Origin of the sequence: Mycobacterium sp. E136 (genome assembly GCF_001666865.1) — a bacterium.
In the GTDB taxonomy this organism is placed as follows: Bacteria; Actinomycetota; Actinomycetes; order Mycobacteriales; family Mycobacteriaceae; genus Mycobacterium.
In genome coordinates, this window is the sequence record NZ_LZJE01000212.1 from 17240 (window position 1) to 41108 (window position 23869).

22 protein-coding genes and 1 pseudogene are annotated in these 23869 nt (G+C 69.5%); 13 read left to right on the plus strand and 10 right to left on the minus strand.

Going from position 1 to position 23869, the window contains the following annotated elements:
• The first annotated feature begins 175 nt into the window (after positions 1–175).
• Together A5698_RS13780 and A5698_RS13785 are read left to right on the plus strand one after the other, a co-directional pair.
• Entirely contained in the window at positions 176–1264 is a 1089-nt protein-coding gene (locus tag A5698_RS13780) for an LpqN/LpqT family lipoprotein (RefSeq protein WP_068297607.1), read from the plus strand.
• 81 nt (positions 1265–1345) lie between these two features.
• The gene (locus A5698_RS13785) at positions 1346–1696 is read left to right on the plus strand and encodes a hypothetical protein (RefSeq protein ID WP_068297610.1); all 351 of its coding nucleotides are present in this window, start codon (positions 1346–1348) and stop codon (positions 1694–1696) included.
• A gap of 3 nt (positions 1697–1699) precedes the next feature.
• Here the strand turns inward: A5698_RS13785 and A5698_RS13790 are convergent, their stop codons facing one another.
• Positions 1700–2305, minus strand: a complete 606-nt coding sequence (locus A5698_RS13790; RefSeq protein ID WP_067084826.1) for a YqgE/AlgH family protein — start codon at positions 2303–2305, stop codon at positions 1700–1702.
• Between the two features lie 113 nt (positions 2306–2418).
• Here A5698_RS13790 and A5698_RS13795 point away from each other — a divergent pair, with 113 nt between their 5' ends.
• On the plus strand, positions 2419–3702 hold the full coding sequence (locus A5698_RS13795) for an MFS transporter (RefSeq protein WP_068297613.1): 1284 nt from the start codon (positions 2419–2421) through the stop codon (positions 3700–3702).
• Between the two features lie 10 nt (positions 3703–3712).
• Positions 3713–4489 carry a TIGR03084 family metal-binding protein gene (locus tag A5698_RS13800; RefSeq protein ID WP_068297666.1) on the plus strand — a complete coding sequence of 259 codons (777 nt, stop codon included), beginning with the start codon at positions 3713–3715 and terminating at the stop codon, positions 4487–4489.
• A 6-nt stretch (positions 4490–4495) separates the two neighbouring features.
• Here the strand turns inward: A5698_RS13800 and A5698_RS13805 are convergent, their stop codons facing one another.
• Positions 4496–4978 (minus strand): pullulanase, encoded by a 483-nt coding sequence (locus tag A5698_RS13805; RefSeq protein ID WP_068297616.1) that lies wholly within the window; start codon positions 4976–4978, stop codon positions 4496–4498.
• 42 nt (positions 4979–5020) lie between these two features.
• Positions 5021–6460, minus strand: coding sequence for a CCA tRNA nucleotidyltransferase (locus tag A5698_RS13810; RefSeq protein ID WP_068297621.1), 1440 nt, complete (start codon positions 6458–6460; stop codon positions 5021–5023).
• Between the two features lie 245 nt (positions 6461–6705).
• Here A5698_RS13810 and A5698_RS13815 point away from each other — a divergent pair, with 245 nt between their 5' ends.
• The 8 genes from A5698_RS13815 (at position 6706) to A5698_RS13850 (ending at position 17743) form a co-directional block, all read left to right on the plus strand.
• The gene (locus tag A5698_RS13815; RefSeq protein ID WP_068297627.1) at positions 6706–7560 is read left to right on the plus strand and encodes an NUDIX hydrolase; all 855 of its coding nucleotides are present in this window, start codon (positions 6706–6708) and stop codon (positions 7558–7560) included.
• The gene (locus tag A5698_RS13820; RefSeq protein ID WP_231967400.1) at positions 7557–9965 is read left to right on the plus strand and encodes a hypothetical protein; all 2409 of its coding nucleotides are present in this window, start codon (positions 7557–7559) and stop codon (positions 9963–9965) included. The genes A5698_RS13815 and A5698_RS13820 overlap by 4 nt, the downstream gene beginning before the upstream one ends.
• Positions 9962–13678, plus strand: a complete 3717-nt coding sequence (murJ, locus tag A5698_RS13825) for a murein biosynthesis integral membrane protein MurJ (RefSeq protein WP_084792432.1) — start codon at positions 9962–9964, stop codon at positions 13676–13678. The genes A5698_RS13820 and murJ overlap by 4 nt, the downstream gene beginning before the upstream one ends.
• A 66-nt stretch (positions 13679–13744) precedes the next feature.
• Positions 13745–14320: an RNA polymerase sigma factor SigM gene (gene sigM, locus A5698_RS13830; RefSeq protein WP_068297630.1), complete on the plus strand. Its 576-nt coding sequence runs from the start codon at positions 13745–13747 to the stop codon at positions 14318–14320.
• A 56-nt stretch (positions 14321–14376) separates the two neighbouring features.
• Positions 14377–14985: an RsmA family anti-sigma factor gene (locus A5698_RS13835; protein ID WP_084792433.1), complete on the plus strand. Its 609-nt coding sequence runs from the start codon at positions 14377–14379 to the stop codon at positions 14983–14985.
• Between the two features lie 93 nt (positions 14986–15078).
• On the plus strand, positions 15079–16050 hold the full coding sequence (gene trxB / locus A5698_RS13840) for a thioredoxin-disulfide reductase (protein WP_068297633.1): 972 nt from the start codon (positions 15079–15081) through the stop codon (positions 16048–16050).
• Positions 16051–16064: 14 nt separating this feature from the next.
• Positions 16065–16400 (plus strand): thioredoxin, encoded by a 336-nt coding sequence (gene trxA, locus A5698_RS13845; RefSeq protein ID WP_068297637.1) that lies wholly within the window; start codon positions 16065–16067, stop codon positions 16398–16400.
• A gap of 143 nt (positions 16401–16543) precedes the next feature.
• Positions 16544–17743 (plus strand): N-acetylmuramoyl-L-alanine amidase, encoded by a 1200-nt coding sequence (locus tag A5698_RS13850; RefSeq protein ID WP_067087574.1) that lies wholly within the window; start codon positions 16544–16546, stop codon positions 17741–17743.
• On the opposite strand, the gene A5698_RS13855 is transcribed toward A5698_RS13850, so the two are convergent.
• From A5698_RS13855 to yidD, 7 genes are all read right to left on the minus strand, one after another.
• Positions 17740–18537 (minus strand): acetyltransferase, encoded by a 798-nt coding sequence (locus A5698_RS13855; RefSeq protein ID WP_068297641.1) that lies wholly within the window; start codon positions 18535–18537, stop codon positions 17740–17742. The genes A5698_RS13850 and A5698_RS13855 overlap by 4 nt on opposite strands.
• 207 nt (positions 18538–18744) lie before the next feature.
• On the minus strand, positions 18745–19731 hold the full coding sequence (locus A5698_RS13860) for a ParB/RepB/Spo0J family partition protein (RefSeq protein ID WP_068297643.1): 987 nt from the start codon (positions 19729–19731) through the stop codon (positions 18745–18747).
• A gap of 73 nt (positions 19732–19804) precedes the next feature.
• A complete protein-coding gene (locus A5698_RS13865; protein WP_068297645.1) occupies positions 19805–20839 on the minus strand; it encodes a ParA family protein in 1035 nt (344 codons plus the stop codon).
• A complete protein-coding gene (gene rsmG, locus A5698_RS13870; protein WP_068297651.1) occupies positions 20836–21525 on the minus strand; it encodes a 16S rRNA (guanine(527)-N(7))-methyltransferase RsmG in 690 nt (229 codons plus the stop codon). The genes A5698_RS13865 and rsmG overlap by 4 nt, the downstream gene beginning before the upstream one ends.
• Positions 21526–21584: 59 nt before the next feature.
• Positions 21585–22118, minus strand: a complete 534-nt coding sequence (locus tag A5698_RS13875; RefSeq protein ID WP_068297654.1) for a Jag family protein — start codon at positions 22116–22118, stop codon at positions 21585–21587.
• A 34-nt stretch (positions 22119–22152) separates the two neighbouring features.
• Complete coding sequence (gene yidC / locus A5698_RS13880) at positions 22153–23214, minus strand: membrane protein insertase YidC (protein ID WP_231967402.1); 1062 nt, start codon at positions 23212–23214, stop codon at positions 22153–22155.
• A gap of 43 nt (positions 23215–23257) precedes the next feature.
• The gene (gene yidD / locus A5698_RS13885; RefSeq protein WP_068297661.1) at positions 23258–23626 is read right to left on the minus strand and encodes a membrane protein insertion efficiency factor YidD; all 369 of its coding nucleotides are present in this window, start codon (positions 23624–23626) and stop codon (positions 23258–23260) included.
• Between the two features lie 90 nt (positions 23627–23716).
• On the opposite strand from yidD, the pseudogene A5698_RS27990 reads away from it, so the two are divergent.
• A pseudogene (locus tag A5698_RS27990) lies at positions 23717–23869 on the plus strand (ribonuclease P protein component); the annotation flags it as partial.

A 23869-nucleotide genomic window follows, 5' to 3' on the forward strand; every position in this document is an offset into this window, starting at 1 on the left:
TGAACAGGGTATAAGCACGCCTATCCGCGGTTCTTCGGCCACGGGTCGGTCTCGGTTCCATTGCGGGGAAGTCAGAACACGGTTGCAGGTCGATTCCGACGGTGGTGGCCGTGGTTCGCCGGTGGATACAGTCAGCGCCTGACCCTCCCCGTGCTGTTCGGAAGGACCGACGCAGATGATCGAGATCGCCCCTCGCTGGCGGATTCTGGCCGCAGGTGTGGCCGCCGCCACCGCCGGCGTCCTCGGCTTCGCGGGCACGACCGCATCGGCCGAACCTCTCGCTCCGCAACCGCCGCAGCCCGCGCCCGCCACGGTCACGCAGACCGTCACCGTCGCGCCGAATGCACAGGCCCTCACCCAGCAGGGTGTGAGTTCCGCCACCGCTCCGGCCGGTATCGCGGCGCCGGCGCAGGCGGGTGTCGCAGCGCCCGCACCGGCCGCCGCCGCAGGAGTACCGGCCGGCACCGCCGCCGGGGCTCCTGCCGGCACCGTTGCGGGGGCGCCCGCAGCCGCATCGCCTGGTCTGGTCGCCCAACCCGTCCCCGCGCCGCCGGTCGCGACGATCACGCCCGCCACCTCGGGCACCCTCACCGAGTTCTTCGCCGACAAGGGCGTGCAGCTCGAGCCGCAGAACAGCCGCGACTTCAAGGCGCTCAACATCGTGCTGCCGATGCCGCGCGGCTGGGCGCACGTCCCCGACCCGAACGTGCCCGACGCGTTCGCCGTCATCGCGGACCGGGTCGGCGGCAACGGGCTGTACACCTCCAACGCCCAGGTCGTGGTCTACAAGCTCGTCGGGGATTTCGATCCCAAAGAGGCGATCAGCCACGGCTTCATCGACAGCCAGAAGCTGCCCGCCTGGCGCAGCACCGACGCATCGCTCGCCGACTTCGGCGGTATGCCGTCGGCGCTGATCGAGGGCACCTACCGCGAGAACAACATGACGCTGAACACCTCGCGGCGCCACGTCATCGCGACCGCAGGGCCGGACAAGTACCTGGTGTCACTGGCCGTCACCACCAGCGTCGACCAGGTGGTTCCCGCCGCCGAGGCCACCGACGCGATCGTCAACGGTTTCCGGGTCACCGTGCCCGGGGCACCCAGTGCGGCTCCTCCCGCCGCACCCGCCCCCGGTGCCACTCCCCCGGCCGTTCCCGGCGCGGCATCGCCGGTGTCCACCCCGCCGTCCACAGCGACGGCTCCGGCCGCCCCGCAGTTCCCGAGCGCGACCGCGCTGGGAACCCAGCCGGGCCTGCCGGGTTAGGCCCGTCCCCCGGGCGAAGCCTGGCGCCCGGGGGACGTCCCAAACTCTCGCCACGGCACGGCTCTCGTTATCCTGAGCGCCATGCTCATCGCCGCGGTTCTCTGCCTGTGCGCTGCCGGCGCCACCGCCGCGATCGGTGCCTGGCTGCTGCGCCGCCCGCATTCGGACGATCCGGTACGGGCCGTGTTGCGTTCGGTGGCACCCACTCAACTCGCGGCGGCCGCGATGCTCGCGGCAGGCGGTGCGGTGGCGCTGGTCGCCGACTCCGGCACCGCCGTCGTCGCACTGGTGGTGTGCGTGATCGGGGCGCTGGGGACCGTCGGAGCCGGATGCTGGCAGAGCGCCAAGCTGGTCGCCAGGCAAGAAGCGGCCACCGCCACGTCGGGCGGATGCGGCGGCGCGTGCGCCACCTGCACGCTGTCGTGCAGCTGACGGCTAGTTGCGGCTGACGTCGATCGGATGCGTCGCGAGCAGCGACAGCGGCAGCGGTTGCCTGCGCAGCACCCGCGACCACAGATCGACCCGCGGTTCGACCAGGACGTCGGACGGTAACGCCGACAACACGATCCAGTCATCGCGTTCGATCTCGCCCTCGAGCTGGCCGATCGTCCAACCCGAATAGCCGGCGAAGATCCGGATACCTTCGACCACGGGCGCGATCGAGTCGGGATCGGCGTCCAGATCGACCATCACCATCCGGCCCTGGACATGGCGCAGGCCGGGGGCGTCGGCGGCCTCCATACCCACCCGCAGGGTCGCCAGGCACAGCGCCGCATCCCGTTTGACGGGTCCGCCGATGAACATCGTCTTCGGTTTGGCGGCCAGCTTCGCCCACTGCGGCAACACGTTGTAGACCGCCGTCTCGCTCGCCCGGTTCAGCACCACGCCGAGCGTGCCGCCGTCGTTGTGCTCGACGATGTAGATGACGCTGCGCCGGAACGTCGGCTCCAGCAGGTCGGTGTTGGCCAGCAGCAGCGTTCCCGCCCGCACACGCGGCGCGGCAGGAGCGATGAAATCCTCCGGGTCTTCTGACTGCGCCACGCGTCCATCATGGCACCGGCCGCCCCCGTCATGGCGGACAAGCGCGACGCCGCCGCGATATTTGTACTGTGGATGCGGTCCGATCCCCCGCTTTTCGAGGAACGTGATCCCCCATGCCCGATTTCCGCGCGCCCGTCGCCGTCTGGCGGTCGGTGCGCGGCCTGCCCGAGTTCCGGCGACTGCTGGAACTACGGCTGGTGAGCCAGTTCGGCGACGGGCTGTTCTCGGCGGGGTTGGCCGGCGCGATCCTGTTCAATCCGCAGCGCGCCGCCGAGCCGTGGGCGATCGCCGGCGCGTTCGCGGTGTTGTTCCTTCCCTACTCGCTGCTCGGCCCGTTCGCCGGGGCGCTGCTCGACCGCTGGGATCGGCGGCTGGTGCTCGTCGCCGCGAATGCGGGCCGGCTGGTGCTGGTGCTCGCCGTCGCACAGCTGCTCGAATCGGGCGCGGGCGATCTGGCGATCCTGTGCTGCGCGCTGATCGTCAACGGGTTCACCCGCTTCGTCTCGTCCGGGTTGTCGGCGGCGCTGCCACACGTCGTGCCGAGAGATCAAGTGGTGGCGATGAACTCCGTCGCGATCGCGACCGGCGCGGCCGCGGCGTTCCTCGGCGCGAACTTCATGCTGCTTCCGCGGTGGCTGTTCGGCGCCGACGACGCCGGTGCCGCAGCGATCATTTTGATCGCGGCCGTTCCGGTGGCGCTGGCGCTGTGGCTGGCGTGGCGCTTCCCGCCGCACCTGCTCGGTCCCGACGACAGCGCGCGTGCGGTGCACGGCTCCGTGGTCTACGCCGTCGCCCTCGGTTGGGTGCACGGCATCCGGACCGTGTTGGCTGTGCCGGCCGTCGCGGCGACGCTGACGGGGCTGGCCGCCCACCGGGTGGTGTTCGGCATCAACAGCCTGTTGGTGCTGGTGATGGTGCGGCACAACGACGCTCACGAGGTCGCCGGGTTGGGCACCGCGGTGTTGTTCGTCGCGTCGACCGGTGCGGGATCGTTCGTCGCCGCCGCCGTCATGCCGGTCGCGGTGCGGCGCTGGGGACGCTACGCCACGGCCAACGGCTCGTTGGTCTTTGCGGCTCTGGTCCAGCTCATCGGTTCCGGGCTGCAGCTGGCGATGATGGTGGCGTGCGGGTTCTTCCTCGGCATGGCCGGTCAGGTGGTCAAGCTGTGTGCCGACAACGTCATGCAGGTCGACGTCGACGACGCGTTGCGCGGGCACGTGTTCACCGTCCAGGACTCGCTGTTCTGGATGACGTTCATCGGTGCAATCGCGTTGGCCGCGAGCGTGATTCCGCCGGATGGACGCCAACCGGCGCTCGCCCTTGCCGGCGTCGCCGTGTATCTCGCGGGTTTGGCCGCGCACGCGACAATCGCCGGACGGGCGACGACTCCGGGTTAAGGTGACCGGCATGGCAGGTGCCGCGCCGATGGTGGCCGATCTGCGCGCCGAGAGCGACGACCTCGACGCCATCGTCGCCGAGCTTCCGGCTGCGCGGTGGGCAGAGTCCACACCCGCGCAGGGTTGGACGATCGCCCATCAGATCGCGCATCTGCTGTGGACCGACCGCGTCGCGCTCACAGCGGTCACCGACGAGGCCGCGTTCGGCGACCTCCTCGAGGAGGCGGGCAGGAACCCGACCGGCTTCGTCGACGCGGCGGCCGAGGAGTTGGCGGCCACGCCGCCACCCGAACTGCTCGCCGATTGGCGCACCACCCGGACCCGGCTGCACGACGAACTGCTGACCGTCGCCGACGGACGCAAGCTGCCGTGGTTCGGCCCGCCGATGAGCGCCGCGTCGATGGCGACGGCCCGGCTGATGGAGACCTGGGCGCACGGCCTCGACGTCGCCGATGCGCTCGGTGTACACCGGCCGCCCACCGCGCGGTTGCGCTCGATCGCCCACATCGGCGTGCGCACCCGCGACTTCTCGTTCGTGATCAACGGTCGACGGCCGCCGGCCGAACCGTTCCGCGTCGAGTTGCGCGCACCCGACGGCTCGACGTGGTCGTGGGGTCCCGAGGACGCGACCCAGCGCGTAACGGGTTCGGCGGAGGACTTCTGCATGCTGGTGACCCAGCGACGACCGCGGTCGCGACTCGATGTGCACGCCGACGGTGCGGACGCCGGCGAGTGGTTGGGCATCGCGCAGGCGTTCGCGGGCCCGCCCGGGAGCGGCCGCGGCTAGCCGGGTTCACAGCTGGGTGGCCGAGTCGGCCCGACCGTCGCCGTCGCTATCGGTCAGCTTGATGTCCCATGCACCGTCGGCGTCGGCGTCGACATAGGCGTCCTCGCCTGCAAGCGCGCGGTCGGCTTGCCCGTCGCCGTCGCTGTCGGTCAGCCGGTCGTCGACCTGGCCGTCGGCGTCGAGGTCGACCAGCGGCCCGCCGAACTGCTCGACACCGTCGAGCCCGAACCACCGCAGGCCGCGCTCCGCGCTGACCGCCCACGTTCCGGTGCCGTCGTCGGTGAAATAGGTTGCGGCGTCGGCATGGTCGCGCACCAGATGGTCGGCCACACCGTCGGCGTCGAGATCGGCCATCGCGTCGTCGAGCAGACCGTCACCGTCGAAGTCGAGCCCGACCGCGTCGAACGCGCCGTTGCCGTCGACGTCCAGATCGGGCGTCGCGGACCAGATCGTCGCGGAGCCGTCGCCGTCACCCAGGCAGTAGTCCATGCCTGATCGGACGCACCAGCCCGCCGGTCGGTTCCGTGCGGGTTACTGTCCGCCCCTGGCGTTCCACCACGCCAGCAGTTCTTCGACCGCCTCCTCGCGCGACAGCGGGCCGCGGTCGAGGCGCAGCTCCTTGAGGTACTGCCATGCCTGGCCGACCTGGGGGCCGGCGGGGATGCCGAGGATCTCCATGATCTCGTTGCCGTTGAGGTCCGGCCGCACCCGCGCGAGATCCTCTTTCTCGGCGAGTTCGGCGATCCGGTTCTCGAGGTCGTCGTAGTTGGCCTGGAGCCGGGCGGCGCGGCGCTTGTTGCGGGTGGTGCAGTCGGCGCGCACGAGCTTGTGTAACCGCGACAGCAGCGGCCCGGCGTCGGTCACGTAGCGACGCACCGCCGAATCGGTCCACTTGCCGCCGCCGTAGCCGTGGAATCGCAGATGCAGGTAGACCAGCTGCGATACGTCGTCGATCATCTGCTTGGAGTACTTAAGCGCGCGCAGCCGCTTGCGCGCCATCTTCGCGCCGACGACCTCGTGGTGGTGGAAGCTGACACCGCCGTTGGGTTCGTGCTTGCGGGTCGCGGGCTTGCCGATGTCGTGCAGAAGCGCCGCCCAGCGCAGCACCAGATCGGGTCCGTCGTCCTCGAGCGCGATCGCCTGGCGCAGCACGGTCAGCGAATGCCAGTAGACGTCCTTGTGCTGATGGTGTTCGTCGATCGCCATGCGCATGGCGCCGACCTCGGGCAGCACCACGTCGCCCATGCCGGACTGCACCATCAGGTCGACGCCTGCGACCGGGTCGGCCCCGAGCAGCAGTTTGTCGAGTTCGGCGGCCACCCGCTCGGCCGTGATGCGGGCCAACTGCGGGGCCATCGCCACCAGCGCGGTGATTACGCGCGGCGCCACGGTGAACTCCAGCTGCGAGACGAAGCGCGCGGCACGCAGCATGCGCAGCGGGTCGTCGCCGAAGGACACCTCGGGTTCGGCGGGGGTGTCGAGCACTTTCGCGCGCAGCGCCGCGAGCCCGTTCAGCGGGTCGTGGAATTCGGCGGGGCCGTCGGCGGTAATGCGCACGGCCATCGCGTTGGCGGTGAAGTCGCGGCGCACCAGGTCGTCGTCGAGGTTGTCGCCGAAGCGCACTTCGGGGTTGCGAGACACCTGGTCGTAGGTGTCGGCGCGGTAGGTGGTGATCTCCAGGCGCTCGTCGCTCTTGCCGACGCCGAGGGTGCCGAACTCGATGCCGGTGTCCCACAGCGCGTCGGCCCACGGCCGCAGCAACTTCTGCATCTGCTCGGGGCGGGCGTCGGTGGTGAAGTCGAGATCGGTCAGCGCACGACCAAGGAGCGCGTCGCGGACACTGCCGCCGACGAGATACAACTCGTGGCCGGCGTCGGCGAACAGCCGGCCGAGTTCGCGCAGCACCTCGCCGTGGCGGTTCAGTTCCACTTGCGCGGTGGCAAGCAGTTCGGCGTCGGTGGAGGGCGGCACGTTCGGACAGCCTAGTCAGGCGACAATCAAGCGGCCCCCAGGCCGCGATGAGGAGGCTGACGATTCAACCTAGTCAGGCGACGATCAAGCGGCCCCCAGGCCGCGATGAGGAGGCTGACGATTCAGCCTAGTCAGGCGACGATCAAGCGGCCCCCGGGCCGCGGACTCACACAAATGTGCAACGGCTCTATCACGACCGGTGAGTGCGGCCGGGACGAAAATGCGTGGCAGCTACTATCGCTTGGGTGTCGGACGGCGAACAGGCCAAACCACGACGGCGCCGGGGGCGACGTCGCGGCCGACGCGCGGCAGGTCCTCCAGAGACCGCACCCGAGCAATCGGCGCAACCGCTCAACCGCCCCGTTCCACAGCCCCGTCCGGGCGGCCACGCCAACAACTCCACCGTTAAGAACGACGCCACCGCCGTCAACGGAAACAAGGGCGGCCAGTCCAAGAAGTCGCGCCCCCGCCGGCCGCCGGATCGCCTGCGCACCGTGCACGAGACGTCGGCGGGCGGCCTGGTCATCGACGGTATCGACGGCCCCAAGGAGAGTCAGGTCGCGGCGCTGATCGGCCGTATCGACCGGCGTGGCCGCATGTTGTGGTCGCTGCCCAAGGGCCACATCGAGATGGGCGAGACGGCCGAGCAGACCGCGGTCCGTGAGGTCGCCGAGGAGACAGGCGTGCAGGGCAGCGTGCTCGCCGCGTTGGGCAGCATCGACTACTGGTTCGTCACCGAGGGCCGCCGTGTGCACAAGACCGTGCACCACTACCTGATGCGTTTTCTCGGCGGCGAACTCTCCGACGAGGACGTCGAGGTCACCGAGGTCGCGTGGGTGCCGCTCAAGGAGCTGCCGTCGCGGCTGGCCTACGCCGACGAACGCCGCCTCGCCGAGGTCGCCGGCGAGCTGATCGACAAGCTGCACGCCCACGGCCCCTCCGCGCTGCCACCGATCCCGCGGTCGTCACCGCGACGCCGCCCTCAGACGCATTCGCACACCCGCAACCGCCGTCCCGATGAACGCACCCCGGGAGCCGACCGGGACGAGTGGGGCACGCAGCCCGGCCGACGGACGAACGGTTGCGGACAGGGCTCGTGACCGCCGCAGCGCTGCCGCGCGCGCTGGCCGCGCTCATCGTGCTCGCGCTGAGCGCCCTGCCCGTCATCGTGGCCGGGCCCGCGTCGGGCCAGACCGAGTCGACACCGTTCCTGCGGGTGCGCGTCGACCACGTCAGCCCCGACGTGGTGACCACCACCAGCGAACCCATGGTCACCGTGACCGGTGTCGTCCAGAACGTCGGCGACCGGGCGGTGCGCGATGTGGTCGTGCGGCTGGAGGACGCCGCCGCGGTGACCACGTCCACCGGCCTGCGGACCAACCTCACCGGCGACGTCGACCAGTTCGAGCCGGTGGGTGATTTCGTCCAGCTCTCGCCGGAACTCCCTCGCGGACAAGATGTTCCGTTCACGTTGTCCTATCCGTTGCGGTCGACCGACCGACCATCGCTGAGCATCGACCAACCCGGCGTCTACCCGGTGATGGTCAACGTCAACGGCACACCCGACTACGGCGAGCCCGCCCGCCTCGACGGCGCCCGCTTCCTGCTGCCGGTCCTCGGCGTGCCACCCGATCCGGGCGCCGAATCCGCGGGCGACGCGGTGACGGCGGTCGCCGCACCCGACACGTCCAAACCGGTCCAGACGACCCTGCTGTGGCCGATCGCCGACCGGCCGCGTCTGGCCGCCGGCGCACCGGGCGGCACCACTCCGGTCCGCCTGATCGACGACGACCTGGCCACCTCGCTGGCCGCGGGCGGCCGCCTGGACACGCTGTTGTCGGCCGTCGAATTCGCCACCAGCCCGCAGGTCGATCCCGACGGGCGGGTCCGCGCGGCGACCTGCCTCGCGATCGACCCAGACCTCCTGGTCACCGTCAACGCGATGACGGGCGGATACGTCGTCAACACCGGTCCCGACGCCGGACCCGGCACCCCCACCCGGCCCGGCGCCGGGCAGGACGCCGCGGTGGCGTGGCTGACCCGGCTCAGGGAACTGGCGAAGGGCATGTGCGTCGCCTCCACCACCTACGCGCAGGCCGACCTCGACGCTCTGCGCCGCGTCGGCGACGCCGGGCTCAGCCGGATCGCGACCACCTCCGCGGGCGACATCGTCGACCAGATACTCGGGATCACCTCGGTTCGCGGTGCCAGCCTGGTCGGGGACGGCCCGCTGACCGGTCCCGCGGTGAGCCTGCTGTCCGATCAAGGCGGGCAGACCATCGCTATCGCACCCGCCGAATCCGGGTCGGACGACGGCACCGGCACCGGAGGCCCGGACACCGCACCGGTGCGGTTCACACCGCAAGTCGTCGCGGCACCCTTCGACCCGTCCGTCGGCGCCGCGCTCGCCGGCGCGGGCACCGAGCCCGTGACCCCCGGATACCTGGACCCGTCGCTCGACATCCCGCTACAGCACGATTCGGCGGTGGCCCGCCGCCAGGACGCGCTCGGTGCCGTGCTGTGGCGCGGCCTCAACCCCGACGTCGCGCCGCGGACCCAGATCCTGATGCCGCCGCTGGCGTGGAGCCTCGGACCCGACGACGCCGGCGCCGTGTTCCGCGCCGTGTCCACCGCGATCAACGCCGGGCTGGCGCAGCCACGTCCGCTCCCCGCGGTGATCGGCGAGGCCAGCGCGGTCCCGCCCGACGACATGGCCCCGATGCCCGACGACGAGCTCGGCGATCCGGACGCCCGGTTCGACGACGCCGTCGTCACCGGTATCGCCGGGGTCACCGGTCGGCTGTGGGGACTGACCGCGGCGCTGACCACCGACGAACGCACCGGGCTGACCGGATACGGCTACACCGCGCCGCTTCGCGAGGACATGCTGCGCGCGCTGAGCCAGTCGGTACCCCCCGACACCCGCAACGGCTCTGCGCAACAACGGCTTACGACGGTCGGCCACACCGTCGACGACATCTTCGGGGCGGTCACCATCGTCAACCCCGGCGGCGCCTACACGCTGGCGACCGAGCGCAGCCCGCTGCCGCTCGCCCTGCGCAACGACCTGCCGGTGCCGATCCGGGTCCGCCTCGACGTCGACGCGCCACCGGGGATGACGGTCACCGACATGGGCGAGATCGTCCTCCCGCCGGGCTACCTCCCGTTGCGGGTGCCGATCGAGGTGCACTTCACCCAGCGGTTCGCCGTGGACGTCGCGCTACGCACCGCCGACGGCCTGCCGCTCGGCGAACCCGTTCGGTTGTCCGTGCACTCCAACGCCTACGGCAAGGTGCTGTTCTTCATCACGCTCTCGGCGGGTGCGGTCCTGGTTCTGCTCGCCGGCCGTCGGCTGTGGCACCGGTTCCGCGGTCAACCGGATCCCGCCGACCTCGACCGGCCCGATCCGCTCGAAGTCGCCCTGCACTACGACGACGACCCTGCCGACGCACCCCTGAGCCGGACCGGACGCAGGAGCACCGGTGACCGGGACGGTGGCGGATGAACGCCCCCGGGCCGCCACACCCAGCGGCGCCGCCACCGCGGCGGCCACCACCGGTCGGACATGTCGCTCCCCCGCCGCGCCGCCCGCGGCGCGAGCCTCCGCCCCGCCTGAGCCGCGGCCCCGCGCCCCGGCGCCGTGCCGGCCGCGAAGAGCTGTCCGACGCGGCGGTGGTGTCGCGGTCGTGGGGCATGGCGGTGGCGACGCTGGTCAGCCGGCTCACCGGGTTCGCCCGCATCGTCCTGCTCGCGACCATCCTGGGCGCCGCGCTCACCAGCGCCTTCTCGGTCGCCTACCAGTTGCCGAACCTGATCGCGGCGCTCGTCCTCGAGGCGACCTTCACCGCGATCTTCGTGCCGGTGCTGGCGCGCGCCGAGCGCGACGACCCTGACAACGGCACGGCCTTCATCCGCCGCTTGGTGACGCTTGCGACGACCTTGCTGTTGATCATCACCGCGTTGTCGATCGCATCGGCGCCGATGCTCGTCAACCTCATGCTCGGCGGCGATCCGGAGGTCAACCGCGATCTCACCACCGCGTTCGCCTACCTGCTGCTGCCCCAGGTGCTGTTCTACGGCTTGTCGTCAGTGTTCATGGCGATCCTCAACACCCGCAACGTGTTCGGGCCTCCCGCGTGGGCACCGGTGTGCAACAACGTCGTCGCCATCGTGACGCTCGGCGTGTATCTGATTGTCCCCGGCGAACTCTCGGTCGACCCGGTGAAGATGGGCAACGCCAAACTGCTCGTGCTGGGCATCGGCATGACGCTCGGCACGGTCACCCAGGTCCTGGTTCTGCTGGTGGCGATCCGCCGCGAACGCATAAGCCTGCGCCCGATGTGGGGTGTCGACGACCGGATGAAGCAGTTCGGCGCCATGGCGTCGGCGATGGTGCTGTACGTCCTGATCAGCCAGGTCGGCCTGATCGTCGGAAACCGAATCGCCAGCGGCGCCGCGGCTTCCGGCCCCGCGATCTACAACTACACCTGGCTGGTGCTCCAGCTGCCGTTCGGCATGATCGGCGTGACGGTGCTGACGGTCGTCATGCCGCGGCTGAGCCGTAACGCCGCTTCCAACGACCAGCGCGCGGTGCTCAACGACCTCTCGCTGGCGACGCGGCTGACGATGGTGACGCTCATCCCGATCGTGGCGCTGATGACGGTCGGCGGCCCAGCGATCGGCAGCGCGCTGTTCGCCTACGGCAACTTCGGCGAGGTCGACGCCAACTACCTCGGTATGGCGATCACCCTGTCGGCGTTCACGCTGATCCCCTACGCGCTTGTGCTGCTTCAACTTCGGGTGTTCTACGCCCGCCAGCAGGCGTGGACGCCGATCCTGCTGATCGTCGTCATAACGACCATGAAGATCATCGCTTCGCTGATCGCGCCGCACCTCACCAACGACCCCGATCTCGTCGCCGGTTATCTCGGTACGGCCAACGGGCTGGGCTTCCTGGCCGGCGCGGTGGTCGGCTACTTCCTGTTGCGGGCCAACCTCGACCCGCCCGGCGGCCGCCTGCTCGACCTGCAGGTGGTGCGCACGGTGCTGGTCACCATCGCCGCCTCACTGCTGGCCGCAATGGTCGGCCAGGTCGCCGACCAGTTGTTCGGGCTGGAGGCGCTGACCCGAAATTGGGGCGGTGGCGGCTCGCTGCTGCGGCTGCTCGCGCTCGGTCTGATCATGGTGCCGGTCATCGTCGGGGTTCTGCTGGGTGCACGTGTTCCGGAAGCCCAGGCCGCACTCGAGGCCGTCCGCCGCCGCCTCGGCGCTCGGTCCCGCCCCGTCCCGGCGGGCGGGTCAGTAGCCGCGTCGGCCACCGCAGCCGCCGACAGGCCACGGACGCGCACCTCACTCACGTACTCTGATCAGAGGAATTCGTCCCTGTCGGGGCGTCGGCACAGCCCGCCGGCGGTCCGGCGCGGACCACCCGACCTAGTTGCCAGGGACCGGATGCGGAAAGGACCAGCGGTGAGCGACGAATCCGCAGGCGGCTCCGCGCCCACACCCGACAGCACCGCCACCGCCAAGCTTCCGAGCGGTCAGCCCGACGTCGTCGCCGACGACCTGCGGCCCGACGTGCCCGACCCCGGCGAGACCACCGAGTTGGCCACCGAGAACGGCACGACGCGACTTCCCGTGTCGGGCCGGCCGCCGTCCGATTACGGCGGCGACCCCTCTCGGGAGCCCCTCGCCTTCGACGCGCCGCGCGAACCGGCTATCGAAGCCGCGACCTCCGACGAGGATGTCCATCTCATCCCCGGGGCCATGGTCGGCGGCGGCCGATACCGGCTGCTGGTGTTTCACGGTGGCCCGCCCACGCTGCAGTTCTGGCAGGCGCTCGACACCGCGCTCGACCGCCAGGTGGCGCTCACGTTCGTCGATCCGGACAACACGCTGTCAGACGAGACGCTGCGCGAGATCCTGACCCGCACCCGCAAGCTGAGCAGCCTCGACATGCCCGGCGTGGCCCGGGTGCTCGACGTCGTCAACACCGGGTCCGGCGGTCTGGTGGTCGCGGAGTGGATCCGGGGCGGCTCGCTGGTCGAGGTGGCCGACACCTCTCCCTCCCCGATCGGCGGGGCCAGGGCCATGCAGTCGCTCGCCGCGGCCGCCGAGGCCGCGCACCGCGCCGGGGTCGCCCTGTCGATCGACCACCCGGGCCGCGTCCGCGTCAGCATCGAGGGCGACGTCGCGCTGGCCTTCCCCGCGACGCTGCCCGACGCGACACCCGAGGACGACATCCGCGGAATCGGGGCGGCGCTGTACGCGCTGCTGGTCAACCGGTGGCCGCTGCCCGAGCACGGCGTCCGCAGCGGCCTGTCCCCCGCCGACCTCGACTCGGCCGGGCAGCCGATCGAACCGCGCGCCATCGACCGCCAGATCCCGTTCCAGATCTCCGCGGCGGCGGCACGTGCCGTCCAGGAGGGCGGCGGCATCCGCAGCGCGCCCACCCTGTTGAACCTGCTGCAGCAGGCGACGGCGATCGCCGATCGCACCGAGCTGATCTCCCCCGTCGACGAACCCGACCGCTCCGGCGCACCGGGAGTCGGGGCCGCCACCGATCCGGCGACCGAGGCGCGGCGACGCAAGGCCCTGATGATCGGGCTGGGTGTGGGCGGCGCGATCGTCGTGGTCGCGCTCGTGGTGTTGGCGACGGTGCTGAGCCGGATCTTCGGCGACGTCGGCGACGGCCTCGGGGGCGACCGGCTCGGCCTCAACGACCCGACCACCTCCGAGTCGGCCGATGGAGGCGGTGGCGGTAGCGGTAATGTCGTCAAACCCACTGCAGTGACGGTCTTTTCGCCGGAGGGCGAAGCCGACGCGCCGTCCGAGGCGGGTAAGGCGATCGACGGCGACAAGTCCACGGCGTGGCCGATCGACACCTACACCGACCCGGTGCCCTTCCCCAACTTCAAGAACGGCGTCGGGCTGATGTTGCAGCTGCCGCAGGCCACCAAGGTGGGCGAGGTCGACATCGACCTCGACAGCACCGGCACTGCCGTGGAGATCCGCTCCGCGCCGTCGCCGAATCCGTCGTCGCTGTCCGACACCACGGTGCTGACGCCGGCCACCCAGCTCAAGCCGGGGTCCAACACCATCAAGGTGGAGGACGCGTCGCCGACGTCGAACCTGCTGGTCTGGGTGTCGACCCTCGGTCAGGTCAACGGCCAGAGCCGTTCCAACATCGCCGAGATCACCGTCAAGTCCGCCTCCTGACCCGTTCATCCCCAGCCCGGCAAAGATGTGTCGGGAGGCACCCGCCGGCCCGTTTAGTGTTCGGCTGTGGGGACGTTCGGGGGGCAGTCCGGTCGGCAACGCAGTGACGCGGAACTGCTCGCCGCACACGTTGCAGGCGACCGGTATGCGTTCGAGGAGTTGTTCTACCGACACCACCGCCAGCTGTACCGGATCGCACGCATCACCAGCCGCAACCCCGACGACGCCGCCGACGCACTGCAGGACGCCATGCTCAAGGCGCACCGGCGGGCCCCCGCCTTCCGGTACGACTCCGCAGTCAACAGCTGGTTGCACCGCATCGTGGTCAACGCCTGCCTGGACCGATTGCGGCGCAACAAGATCCGAGCGGCCGAAACGTTGTCCGACGACATCGCACACGTCGGCGACCCGACCTCGCACGTCGACACCGCGATCGTCGTCGAGCGGGCCCTGATGCGGTTGCCCGTCGAACAGCGTGCCGCCGTGGTCGCCGTCGACATGCAGGGGTATTCGGTGGCCGAGACCGCTCGCATGCTCGGTGTCCCCGAGGGCACCGTCAAGAGCCGGTGTGCCCGCGCCAGGTCCAAGCTGGCCGAGGCGCTCGACTGCTTCGACGCGCAGGCCACCGCGCGCACCGACTGAGCGGAACCGTCGGCATATCCGCCGCGTCTTACCTGTCGTGGTGGAGACTGGCTGAGATGCAGGACGACGGCTCGGATCCGGCGGCCGAGCGGGTGCGCCGCGGCCTGGCCCGGTTGGCGCACGACGAGGCCTCCGCGCCCGACGTGCCTGCCGGTGTCGCCGAACGCGTCTGCGCGGCACTGCGGGCCGCGGGTGAGCCCACGCACGCCGTCGAACGGCCCCGGCTGCGCCCAATCCACGTTTTCGGGCTCGTCATCGGCCTCGCCGCCGTTGTGACAGGCGTCGTCATCGGGACGTCGATGCTGGTCCGCGACCCCGCGCCCCGGTTCTCCCAGCCCGGACCGACCGCCGAGCGCATCACGGTGTCGCGCCCGCCGCCGACCGTGCCGCTGACCGCCCCCCAGCTCGCCGGTCTGCTGTCGGCGCCTGCCGAATACGGCCCGCTGGCGGACCCCGGGCGCCGCGCGGCCTGTCTCGAAGGACTCGGCCGCCCGGCGAACACGCCCGTCCTCGGAGCCCGGACCGTCGACGTGGGCGGGCGGCCGGCGGTCGTGTTGCTCCTACCCGCGCACGCCGCGACCGAGGTGGTGGCGGTGGTCGTCGACGCGGGGTGCCACGCGGCTCACAGTGGGCTGCTGGCCGAAACAGTGGTCAAACGACCGTAGTCTGTCCCCGAGGTTGTTCGGAAAGTCCGGGGAACACCACCGCCTACGCTGGTGTTTACACCGGTGTCGCAGGAATGCGGCAGAAAGGCGCAAATGACCACCACATCCACGGTCCACGAGCTGATCATCATCGGATCCGGCCCGGCCGGTTACACCGCCGCCATCTACGCGGCGCGCGCGCAGGTCAAGCCCTTGGTGTTCGAAGGCGTCCAATTCGGCGGCGCTTTGATGACCACCACCGAGGTGGAGAACTATCCCGGTTTCCGCAACGGAATCACCGGTCCCGAACTGATGGACGAGATGCGTGAACAGGCGCTGCGCTTCGGTGCGGACCTGCGCATGGAGGACGTCGACGAGGTCTCACTCGACGGCCCGGTCAAGACCGTGACCGTCGGTGACGACACGTACCAGGCACGTGCGGTCATCCTCGCGATGGGCGCCGCCGCGCGGCACCTCGGCGTCCCCGGTGAAGAGGCCCTGCTCGGCATGGGCGTGAGCACGTGCGCGACGTGCGACGGGTTCTTCTTCCGCGACGAGGACATCATCGTGGTCGGCGGCGGCGACTCGGCGATGGAGGAGGCCATCTTCCTGACCAAGTTCGCCCGCAACGTCACGCTGGTGCACCGCCGCGACGAGTTCCGCGCCTCGCGGATCATGCAGGACCGCGCCCGCGCGAATGAGAAGATCACGTTCCTGACCAACACCGAGGTCGTCGAGATCGAAGGCAGCCCGAAGGTCAGCGGAGTCCGGTTGCGTAACACCGCGACCGGCGAAGAGTCCAAACTCGCCGTCACCGGTGTGTTCGTCGCGATCGGCCACGATCCCCGTTCGGATCTGGTCCGCGGCCAGGTCGACCTCGACGAGGACGGTTACGTGGTGACGCAACGTGGTTCGACCAGCACCTCGGTCGAAGGCGTCTTCGCCGCAGGCGATCTCGTCGACCGCACTTACCGCCAGGCCATCACCGCCGCGGGCACCGGCTGTTCGGCGTCCATCGACGCAGAACGCTGGCTCGCCGAAATCGGTTCTGGCCCAAGCGATGAGACCACCGAAACCCCCGTTTGATAGGAGCATCACTGATGGCCGAGACCACTGGAACCACCGTTGCGGTGACCGACGACACGTTCTCTGCGGACGTGTTGTCCAGCAGCACACCGGTGCTGGTGGACTTCTGGGCGACCTGGTGCGGTCCGTGCAAGATGATCGCCCCGGTGCTGGAGGAGATCGCCACCGAGAAGGCCGGCGCGCTGACGGTCGCGAAACTCGATGTCGACGCGAACCCGGCCACGGCCCGCAATTTTCAGGTGGTGTCGATTCCGACGCTCATAGTTTTCAAGGACGGCGCCCCGGTGAAGCGGATCGTCGGCGCAAAAGGTAAGGCTGCGCTGCTGCGCGAGCTCGCTGACGTGCTCTGATACCCGGCTGGATCGGTAATCCGGGACGCGGACACCGGCCTGGGGTTTTCTTGAATCGGCGGTGTGTCTGCGACAATCGTGCCTAGCCCGTCAACTTGGTCGGCGCCTTTGCGCAGCTGACAACCGTGACTGAAAGGCCGCATATGTCCAGTCTGCGTCGCGGTGACCGCGGGTCCGCGGTCACCGAGATCCGGGCTGCGTTGACGGCGCTGGGCATGCTCGAGAACTCCGACGAGGAGATCACCACCGGTAGACATGTCGCACTCGACGTTTTCGACGGCGAACTCGACCAGGCCGTGCGGGCCTTCCAACAGCATCGCGGACTTCTGGTCGACGGGATCGTCGGCGAGGCGACGTACCGCGCGCTGAAGGAGGCGTCGTACCGGCTCGGTGCGCGCACGCTCAGTCACCAGTTCGGCGCGCCGATGTTCGGTGACGACGTCGCGACACTCCAAGCGCGCCTTCAGGATCTCGGCTTCTACACCGGGCTGGTCGACGGGCATTTCGGGCTGACAACACACAACGCGCTGATGTCTTACCAGCGCGAGTACGGGCTGTACCCCGACGGCATCTGCGGCCCGGAAACGTTGCGGTCCTTGTACTTTCTGGGATCCCGCGTCACCGGCGGCTCTCCGCACGCGATCCGCGAGGAGGAGCTGGTCCGCAGCTCCGGTCCGCGCCTGTCCGGCAAGCGGATCATCATCGACCCGGGCCGTGGCGGCGACGACCATGGTCAGATCATGCAGGGCCCGAACGGCCCGATCAGCGAGTCGGACATCCTGTGGGACTTGGCAAGTCGTCTCGAAGGCCGGATGACCGCCATCGGCATGGAGACCTTCCTGTCGCGGCCGGCCAACCGCGCCCCGTCGGATGCCGAACGCGCCGCGACCGCCAACGCCGTCGGCGCCGACCTGATGATCAGCCTGCGCTGCGCCACGCAGCCCACCCCGTCCGCCAACGGCGTCGCCTCGTTCCACTTCGGTAATTCGCACGGCTCGGTGTCGACCATCGGACGCAACCTCGCCGATTTCATTCAGCGAGAAGTGGTGGCCCGCACTGGATTACGTGACTGCCGTACCCATGGGCGGACGTGGGACCTGTTGCGTCTGACGCGGATGCCCACCGTGCAGGTCGACGTCGGTTACATCACCAACCCGCACGACCGGGCCACGCTGGTGTCCACCCAGGCCCGCGACGCGATCGCCGAGGGTATGCTCGCCGCCGTCAAGCGGCTCTACCTGCTCGGCAAGAACGACCGTCCCACAGGCACTTTCACCTTCGCCGAGCTGCTGGCCCATGAGCTCTCGGTCGAGCAGGCCGCAGGGCGCGTCAGCCCCTCCTAGCGTTCGGCCGCGGTCAATCCGACCGAGCCAACGCCTGCCCCGACCGGTTGCCGAATCTGGGCGAACTCGAACAATCGCTCCAGTGCCGCCTCCACATCGGCCTTCCAGCCCAACCCCTGCTCCAGCTCGAGCCGCAGCCGCGGGAAATACCGGTGTTGGGATACGACGACGAAACCCGCATCGAGGAGGACGTCGGAGTCGAGCACACACTGTTCGACCGAGCAGTCACCGAGAACCTCGACGACCGGGCGCAGCGCCGGCGTCACAGCGCCCGGTTCGGCGAGCTCGCTGACCGCGGCGGTGTGTGCGAAGGCCTCGAGCGCGCGGGCACCGCGGCGAACCAGGTCGCCGACGACCGCGGCGATCAGCGCTCGCGAGATTCCCTCGGTGTCCTCCCCCGACTCGATGCCGAGCGACGTGAGCAGAACCGCGTCGGCGCTCACGGGCGCGGTCGGAAATCGTCGTGCCCGCGGAACGGATCCGGGCGGCGCGTAGAAGGCGTAGCCGAGGCAGGCCTCGTCTCCGCGCAATGGGGGCAGGCCGTCGTCGGATTGTTCGTCCGTGCACTGCACCGCGACCTGACCGCACGACCCCCACTCGAGCATGACCATCGACAGCCACGCTTCCTTCTCGAACTCGGGGTCCGACAGGTGATCGTCGACCCCCGGCACCGCGGCGCCCGCGGCGTCGCGCCCGAGGGTGAGGGGATCGACCTCCCAGTACACACAGCGGCGGGCATGCTTCGGCAACTGCTCGAAGGCTTCGAGCCGAAGAGGCGTGATGCGTGCCGACACTAAACTTCCCGAGTCCTACGCGATGCCGCGTTGTACAGCTTCCAGTCCAGGATAGAAGCCCATGGCCGGGTCGACGCTCCGTTTTGGGGGCCTCTCGGGGCGGGGGACGAAACGTGTTGTGTCACAGGTGGTTTCCTTCGAAGGACGGCATTCACGCCGAATCGGCCCGGGTTGTGTCACAGTGACGTAATTACCCGGTGTGGTGGGTCACCGCTCTGATGCGCTCATCAGTTCGACTATGCGTTGCAGGTCGTCCACCGAGCCGAATTCGACCACGATCTTGCCCTTACGTTTGCCCAAGCTGACCGTCACCCGCGTATCGAACGCCGTCGACAGCCGTTCAGCAACGTCCTGAAGCCCCGGCATGTTGATCGGCTTGCGCTTCGGCGCGGCCGGCGGCGGTGCGCCCGCGCTGTTGGCGAGGGTGACCGCTTCCTCGGTGGCTCGCACCGACAGGCCCTCGGCCACGATCCGCGCGGCGAGCTCCTCCTGCTTCTCCGGTCCCCCTTCGAGCGACAGGAGCGCGCGCGCATGGCCGGCCGACAGCACGCCGGCGGCGACGCGGCGCTGCACGGCGATCGGCAGGCGCAGCAGCCGGATCATGTTGGTGATCACCGGCCGGGACCGCCCGATCCGGGACGCGAGTTCATCGTGGGTGACCTCGAACTCGTCCAGCAGCTGTTGGTAGGCGGCGGCCTCTTCCAACGGGTTCAGCTGCACGCGGTGGATGTTCTCCAACAGCGCGTCGCGCAGCATGCTGTCGTCGGTGGTCTCGCGGACGATCGCGGGGATGGTGGCGAGACCGGCCTCCTGCGCGGCTCGCCAGCGCCGCTCCCCCATCACGAGTTGGAAGCGCGGGGCGCCCGCTTCGGCCGCCGGCAATTCGCGCACGACGATCGGCTGCATGAGGCCGAACTCACGGATGGAGTGAACGAGCTCGCCGAGCGCCTCTTCGTCGAACACCTGGCGCGGCTGGCGGGGATTCGGCTCGATCGCCGACGGGTCGATCTCGCGGTACACCGCGCCGACCTCGTTGGTCGGGCTGCCGTTGGAGGGGCCGCCGATCACGACGTCGGCCGCCGCGTCTCCCATCCGCGGACCGAACCCGGTGTTCTCCCCGTCGGCGGGCCCCGTCGGGATCAGCGACGCCAGGCCCCGGCCGAGGCCGCTGCGCTTGCGGGTGGGTTGACTCATGTTCTTCTCCTTAGCGCAAACGCTTATCGGTTGTTTCGATTCTGACCGGGTTCGATGCTCTTCGCGCAAGCGCTCATCGGCGCTCCGCGATCTCACGGCTCGCATCCAGATAGCTCATCGCCCCCCGCGACCCCGGGTCATATCCGAGGATCGTCATCCCGTAACCGGGGGCCTCGGACACCTTGACGCTGCGCGGGATGACGGTGCGAAGGACCTTGTCGCCGAAGTGGGCCCGCACATCGGAGGCCACCTGGTCCGCGAGCTTCGTCCGTCCGTCGTACATCGTCAGGATCACCGTTGTGACATCGAGTTGAGGATTGAGGTGCGCCTTGACCATCTCGATGGTTCGCATCAACTGGCCGACACCTTCGAGCGCGTAGTACTCGCACTGGATCGGGATCAGCACTTCGGGTGCCGCGACGAACGCGTTGATCGTCAGCAGCCCCAGCGACGGCGGGCAGTCGATGAACACGTAGTCGAAGTTGAAGTCCGTGAGCGACGCCAGCGCGGTGCGCAGCCGTCCCTCACGCGCGACCATGCTGACCAACTCGATCTCGGCGCCGGCCAGGTCGATGGTCGCGGGTACGCAGTAAAGACGGTCGTTGTGCGGGCTGCGTTGCAGCGCGTCGCGCAGCGGGATCTCGCCGATCAACACTTCGTATGACGACGGGGTGCCCGGGCGGTGTTCGATGCCCAGCGCGGTGCTTGCATTGCCCTGGGGATCGAGGTCGATGACGAGCGTCTGCAACCCCTGCAGCGCGAGCGCCGCCGCGACGTTGACGGCCGTCGTCGTCTTGCCGACGCCGCCCTTCTGATTGGCGATCGTGAACACCCGCTGGCGGTCCGGGCGCGGCAGGCTGCCCTTCGATGCGGCGTGAAGCAAGCGCACCGCGCGTTCGGCCTCGGCCCCGATCGGAGTGTCGATCCCGGCGGGGTCGTTCCACGCGCCCGGATCGCTCTTCTGGGTCCATGCCTCACTGGGCGCGCCGCCGGTTTCGGGCTTCGTTTCACGTGAAACAACGGGTGCTTCGGTTTCACGTGAAACATCCGGGCGTTCCCTGCCCGACCCGTCCGACGGGGAACCCGCCCCGTTCCGCGGTGACGTCATCCTCGTCTCCTGCCCGTCGACCGGTGCGCTACCGTCTTCTCCCGCCGTGCCACGACGACGGTCGCGGGTGGATCCAAGTAGTTCGCGCCACACCTCATCACCTTTACATCGGCCGCACCGAGCGACGCCATCACACGCCGGTGGTCACGGATCTCCTCTTCGGCACGCTCCCCCTTGAGGGCGAGCATGTGGCCATCCACGCGAAGGAGCGGCATGCTCCATCGGGTCAGCTTGTCCAAGGAGGCCACCGCCCTGGACACCACCACGTCGGTCTCCCCCACTAGCTTCCTCACCCCCGGCTCCTCGGCCCGCCCCCGAATGACCGTCACGTCGATGCCGAGTTCATCGACCACCTCGCGCAGGAACTCGCTGCGGCGTAGAAGCGGTTCGATGAGCGTCACCCGGACATCCGGTCGGGCCAACGCCAACGGTATCCCGGGCAGACCCGCGCCGCTGCCGATGTCGGCGATGTGACGCCGCGGTTCGATCAGCTCAGCCAGAGCGGCGCTGTTGAGAATGTGGCGTTCCCACAGTCGATCGACCTCACGGGGTCCGATCAGCCCGCGCTCGACGCCCGCGCCGGCGAGCACCCCGGCGTATCGCTCCGTCCGCTCGAGCCGCACCCCGAACAAGGAGGCGGCCGCTTCCGGCGGCGCCGACACCTCCCCATGTTTCACGTGAAACATCCTCCGGATCGTCGCGTCGGACCGACGACGCCTATGAACTACACGGCTGTAACTCTGGGTCAGTCGGCGAGAACGACCACGCGGCGCGACGGCTCGACGCCCTCGCTCTCGCTGTGCACGCCGTCGATGGCGGCCACCGCGTCGTGCACGATCTTGCGTTCGAACGGAGTCATCGGGGCCAGCTCCTCGCGCTCCCCCGTCTCCAGCACTCGCCGGGCCACCTTGTCACCGAGGGCGGCCAACTCGTCACGCCGCCGGCGGCGCCAGCGCGCGATGTCGAGCATCAGGCGGCTGCGCTCACCGGTCTTCTGATGCACGGCCAGCCGCGTCAGCTCCTGCAGCGCGTCGAGCACCTCGCCCTTGCGCCCGACCAACTTGTTCAGATCGGCGCCGCCGTCGATGCTCACCACCGCGCGGTCACCCTCGACGTCGAGATCGATGTCGCCGTCGAAGTCGAGCAGGTCCAGAAGCTCTTCGAGGTAGTCGCCCGCGATCTCGCCCTCGGCGACCAACTTCTCCTCGAGGTCGTCCTCCGCTGCCGGCGCGGAGCCCTCGAGCAGTTCGTCGCGTTCGGTCGTATCGGCGTCAGTCATGTCGTCTCTCCTCATCCCGCCGGGGGTCGCCCGGTCACCGTTTACGTTTCTTGGGCCGCGCCCCGGGGCGCGGGCTCGCGCCGGGCCGCGGTGTGCGATTGGCCGCTGCGCTGGCGGCCTTGCGGGGGCTGCTGCCCGTCGGCTTCTTCCCCGCCGCGCCGTTGTCCGACGGCACCTCGCCGTCGTCGCTTTCGTCGCTCGGGGCTGCCTCGGCGGTCTTCGTCGCCTGAGTCTTGCGGTCACGTTTCGGCTTGGCCCCCGGCGGCGGTGCGTTCTTGGACTGCCGCTCCTGAGCCTCGAGCTTCTTGGCCTCTTCTTCCTTCTCGATCTTGCCGAACACGTAGTGCTGCTGGCCGAAGGTCCAGATGTTGTTCGCCAGCCAGTACATGATGATCGCCAGCGGCAGGAACGGTCCGCCGACGACGACGCCGAGCGGGAAGACGTAGAGCGCCAGCTTGTTCATCATCGCCGTCTGCGGATTGGCGGCGGCCTCGGGACTCTGCCGTGCCACCGACGCACGGCTGTTGAAGTAGGTCGCGACGCCGGCCAAGATCATGATCGGCACACCGACCGCGATCACCGACGCCCGGTTGAACTCGGTGAAGGCGTCGAGACCGGTCTTCTGAATCATGGTCGCGCCCAACGGCGCTCCGAACAGGTGGGCGTCGAGAAAGTTGGCCACATCCGACGGGCTGAACACGTAGTTGCCGGTGGCCCGGTTCTGCTCGACCGACAGATGGATCTGGCCGAACCCGCCCTGCGTCCGGTTGAACGAGCGCAGCACATGGAACAGCCCGAGGAACACCGGCACCTGGGCCAGCATCGGCAGACAGCCGAGGATTGGGTTGAACCCGTGCTCGCGCTGGAGCTTCTGCATCTCGAGCGCCATCCGCTGGCGGTCCTTGCCGTACTTCTTCTGCAGCGCCTTGATCTGCGGCTGCAGCTCCTGCATCTGGCGCGTCGTCCGGATCTGCTTGACGAACGGCTTGTAGAGGATCGCGCGGAGGGTGAACACGAGGAACATCACCGAAAGCGCCCACGCGAAGAAGTTGGAGGGCCCCAGCAGGAAGGCGAACAGCTTGTACCAGACCCACATGATCGCCGACACCGGGTAGTAGATGATGTCCAGGCTGAACCAGTTAAACACGCGTCTCGCTTCCTGCTCGCAATGCTCGGTGGCCACCACTGACGTCGGCAGCGGTGCCCCGATCCTCCGAGGACTCGCCCGCGGGAGCACCCGACGCATGCGCGTCGTCTTGCCCGTCGGGTGCGGGACGATCCGGTATCGGGTCCCATCCTCCCTTATGCCACGGTCCGCACTTCAGCAGCCGTACCGTCGCGAGCCAGCCGCCGCGCACCAACCCGTACTCGGTCAGCGCGTCGACCGCGTACTGGCTGCAGGTCGGGGTGAATCGGCAAGTCGGCAGCCGCAGCGGCGAAATCGTGTGCCGGTACAGCTGGATCGCATAGATCACGGCGCGGGCCGTCCACGCCCCGGCCGCACGCATCGACGCTCTCACCGCGAGGCCTCGACTTTGGGCTTGGCCCGGCGCAGCGCGGTCCGCAATTCTTGTTCGAGTCGTGCCGAGATGGCGTGACGGCTGCGCCATGTCGCACGCAATCTTCTCCACGAACTCGATCCCGCCGACCGCGTGGTGATCCGTGCTCTGCCCAGCAGCCGTCACGCCATCTCGGCACGACTCGAACAAGAATTGCGGACCGCGCTGCGCCGGGCCAAGCCCAAAGTCGCG

Excerpts from the sequence above, each read along its gene's own strand:
- A5698_RS13780 (WP_068297607.1), top strand. The coding sequence starts at position 176 with ATGATCGAGATCGCCCCTCGCTGGCGGATTCTGGCCGCAGGTGTGGCC.
- A5698_RS13785 (WP_068297610.1), top strand. The coding sequence starts at position 1,346 with ATGCTCATCGCCGCGGTTCTCTGCCTGTGCGCTGCCGGCGCCACCGCC.
- A5698_RS13795 (WP_068297613.1), top strand. The coding sequence starts at position 2,419 with ATGCCCGATTTCCGCGCGCCCGTCGCCGTCTGGCGGTCGGTGCGCGGC.
- A5698_RS13800 (WP_068297666.1), top strand. The coding sequence starts at position 3,713 with ATGGCAGGTGCCGCGCCGATGGTGGCCGATCTGCGCGCCGAGAGCGAC.
- A5698_RS13805 (WP_068297616.1), bottom strand. The coding sequence starts at position 4,978 with ATGGACTACTGCCTGGGTGACGGCGACGGCTCCGCGACGATCTGGTCC.
- murJ (WP_084792432.1), top strand. The coding sequence starts at position 9,962 with ATGAACGCCCCCGGGCCGCCACACCCAGCGGCGCCGCCACCGCGGCGG.
- A5698_RS13835 (WP_084792433.1), top strand. The coding sequence starts at position 14,377 with ATGCAGGACGACGGCTCGGATCCGGCGGCCGAGCGGGTGCGCCGCGGC.
- trxB (WP_068297633.1), top strand. The coding sequence starts at position 15,079 with ATGACCACCACATCCACGGTCCACGAGCTGATCATCATCGGATCCGGC.
- trxA (WP_068297637.1), top strand. The coding sequence starts at position 16,065 with ATGGCCGAGACCACTGGAACCACCGTTGCGGTGACCGACGACACGTTC.
- A5698_RS13850 (WP_067087574.1), top strand. The coding sequence starts at position 16,544 with ATGTCCAGTCTGCGTCGCGGTGACCGCGGGTCCGCGGTCACCGAGATC.
- A5698_RS13860 (WP_068297643.1), bottom strand. The coding sequence starts at position 19,731 with ATGAGTCAACCCACCCGCAAGCGCAGCGGCCTCGGCCGGGGCCTGGCG.
- A5698_RS13865 (WP_068297645.1), bottom strand. The coding sequence starts at position 20,839 with ATGACGTCACCGCGGAACGGGGCGGGTTCCCCGTCGGACGGGTCGGGC.
- rsmG (WP_068297651.1), bottom strand. The coding sequence starts at position 21,525 with ATGTTTCACGTGAAACATGGGGAGGTGTCGGCGCCGCCGGAAGCGGCC.
- A5698_RS13875 (WP_068297654.1), bottom strand. The coding sequence starts at position 22,118 with ATGACTGACGCCGATACGACCGAACGCGACGAACTGCTCGAGGGCTCC.
- yidC (WP_231967402.1), bottom strand. The coding sequence starts at position 23,214 with ATGTGGGTCTGGTACAAGCTGTTCGCCTTCCTGCTGGGGCCCTCCAAC.
- yidD (WP_068297661.1), bottom strand. The coding sequence starts at position 23,626 with ATGCGTGCGGCCGGGGCGTGGACGGCCCGCGCCGTGATCTATGCGATC.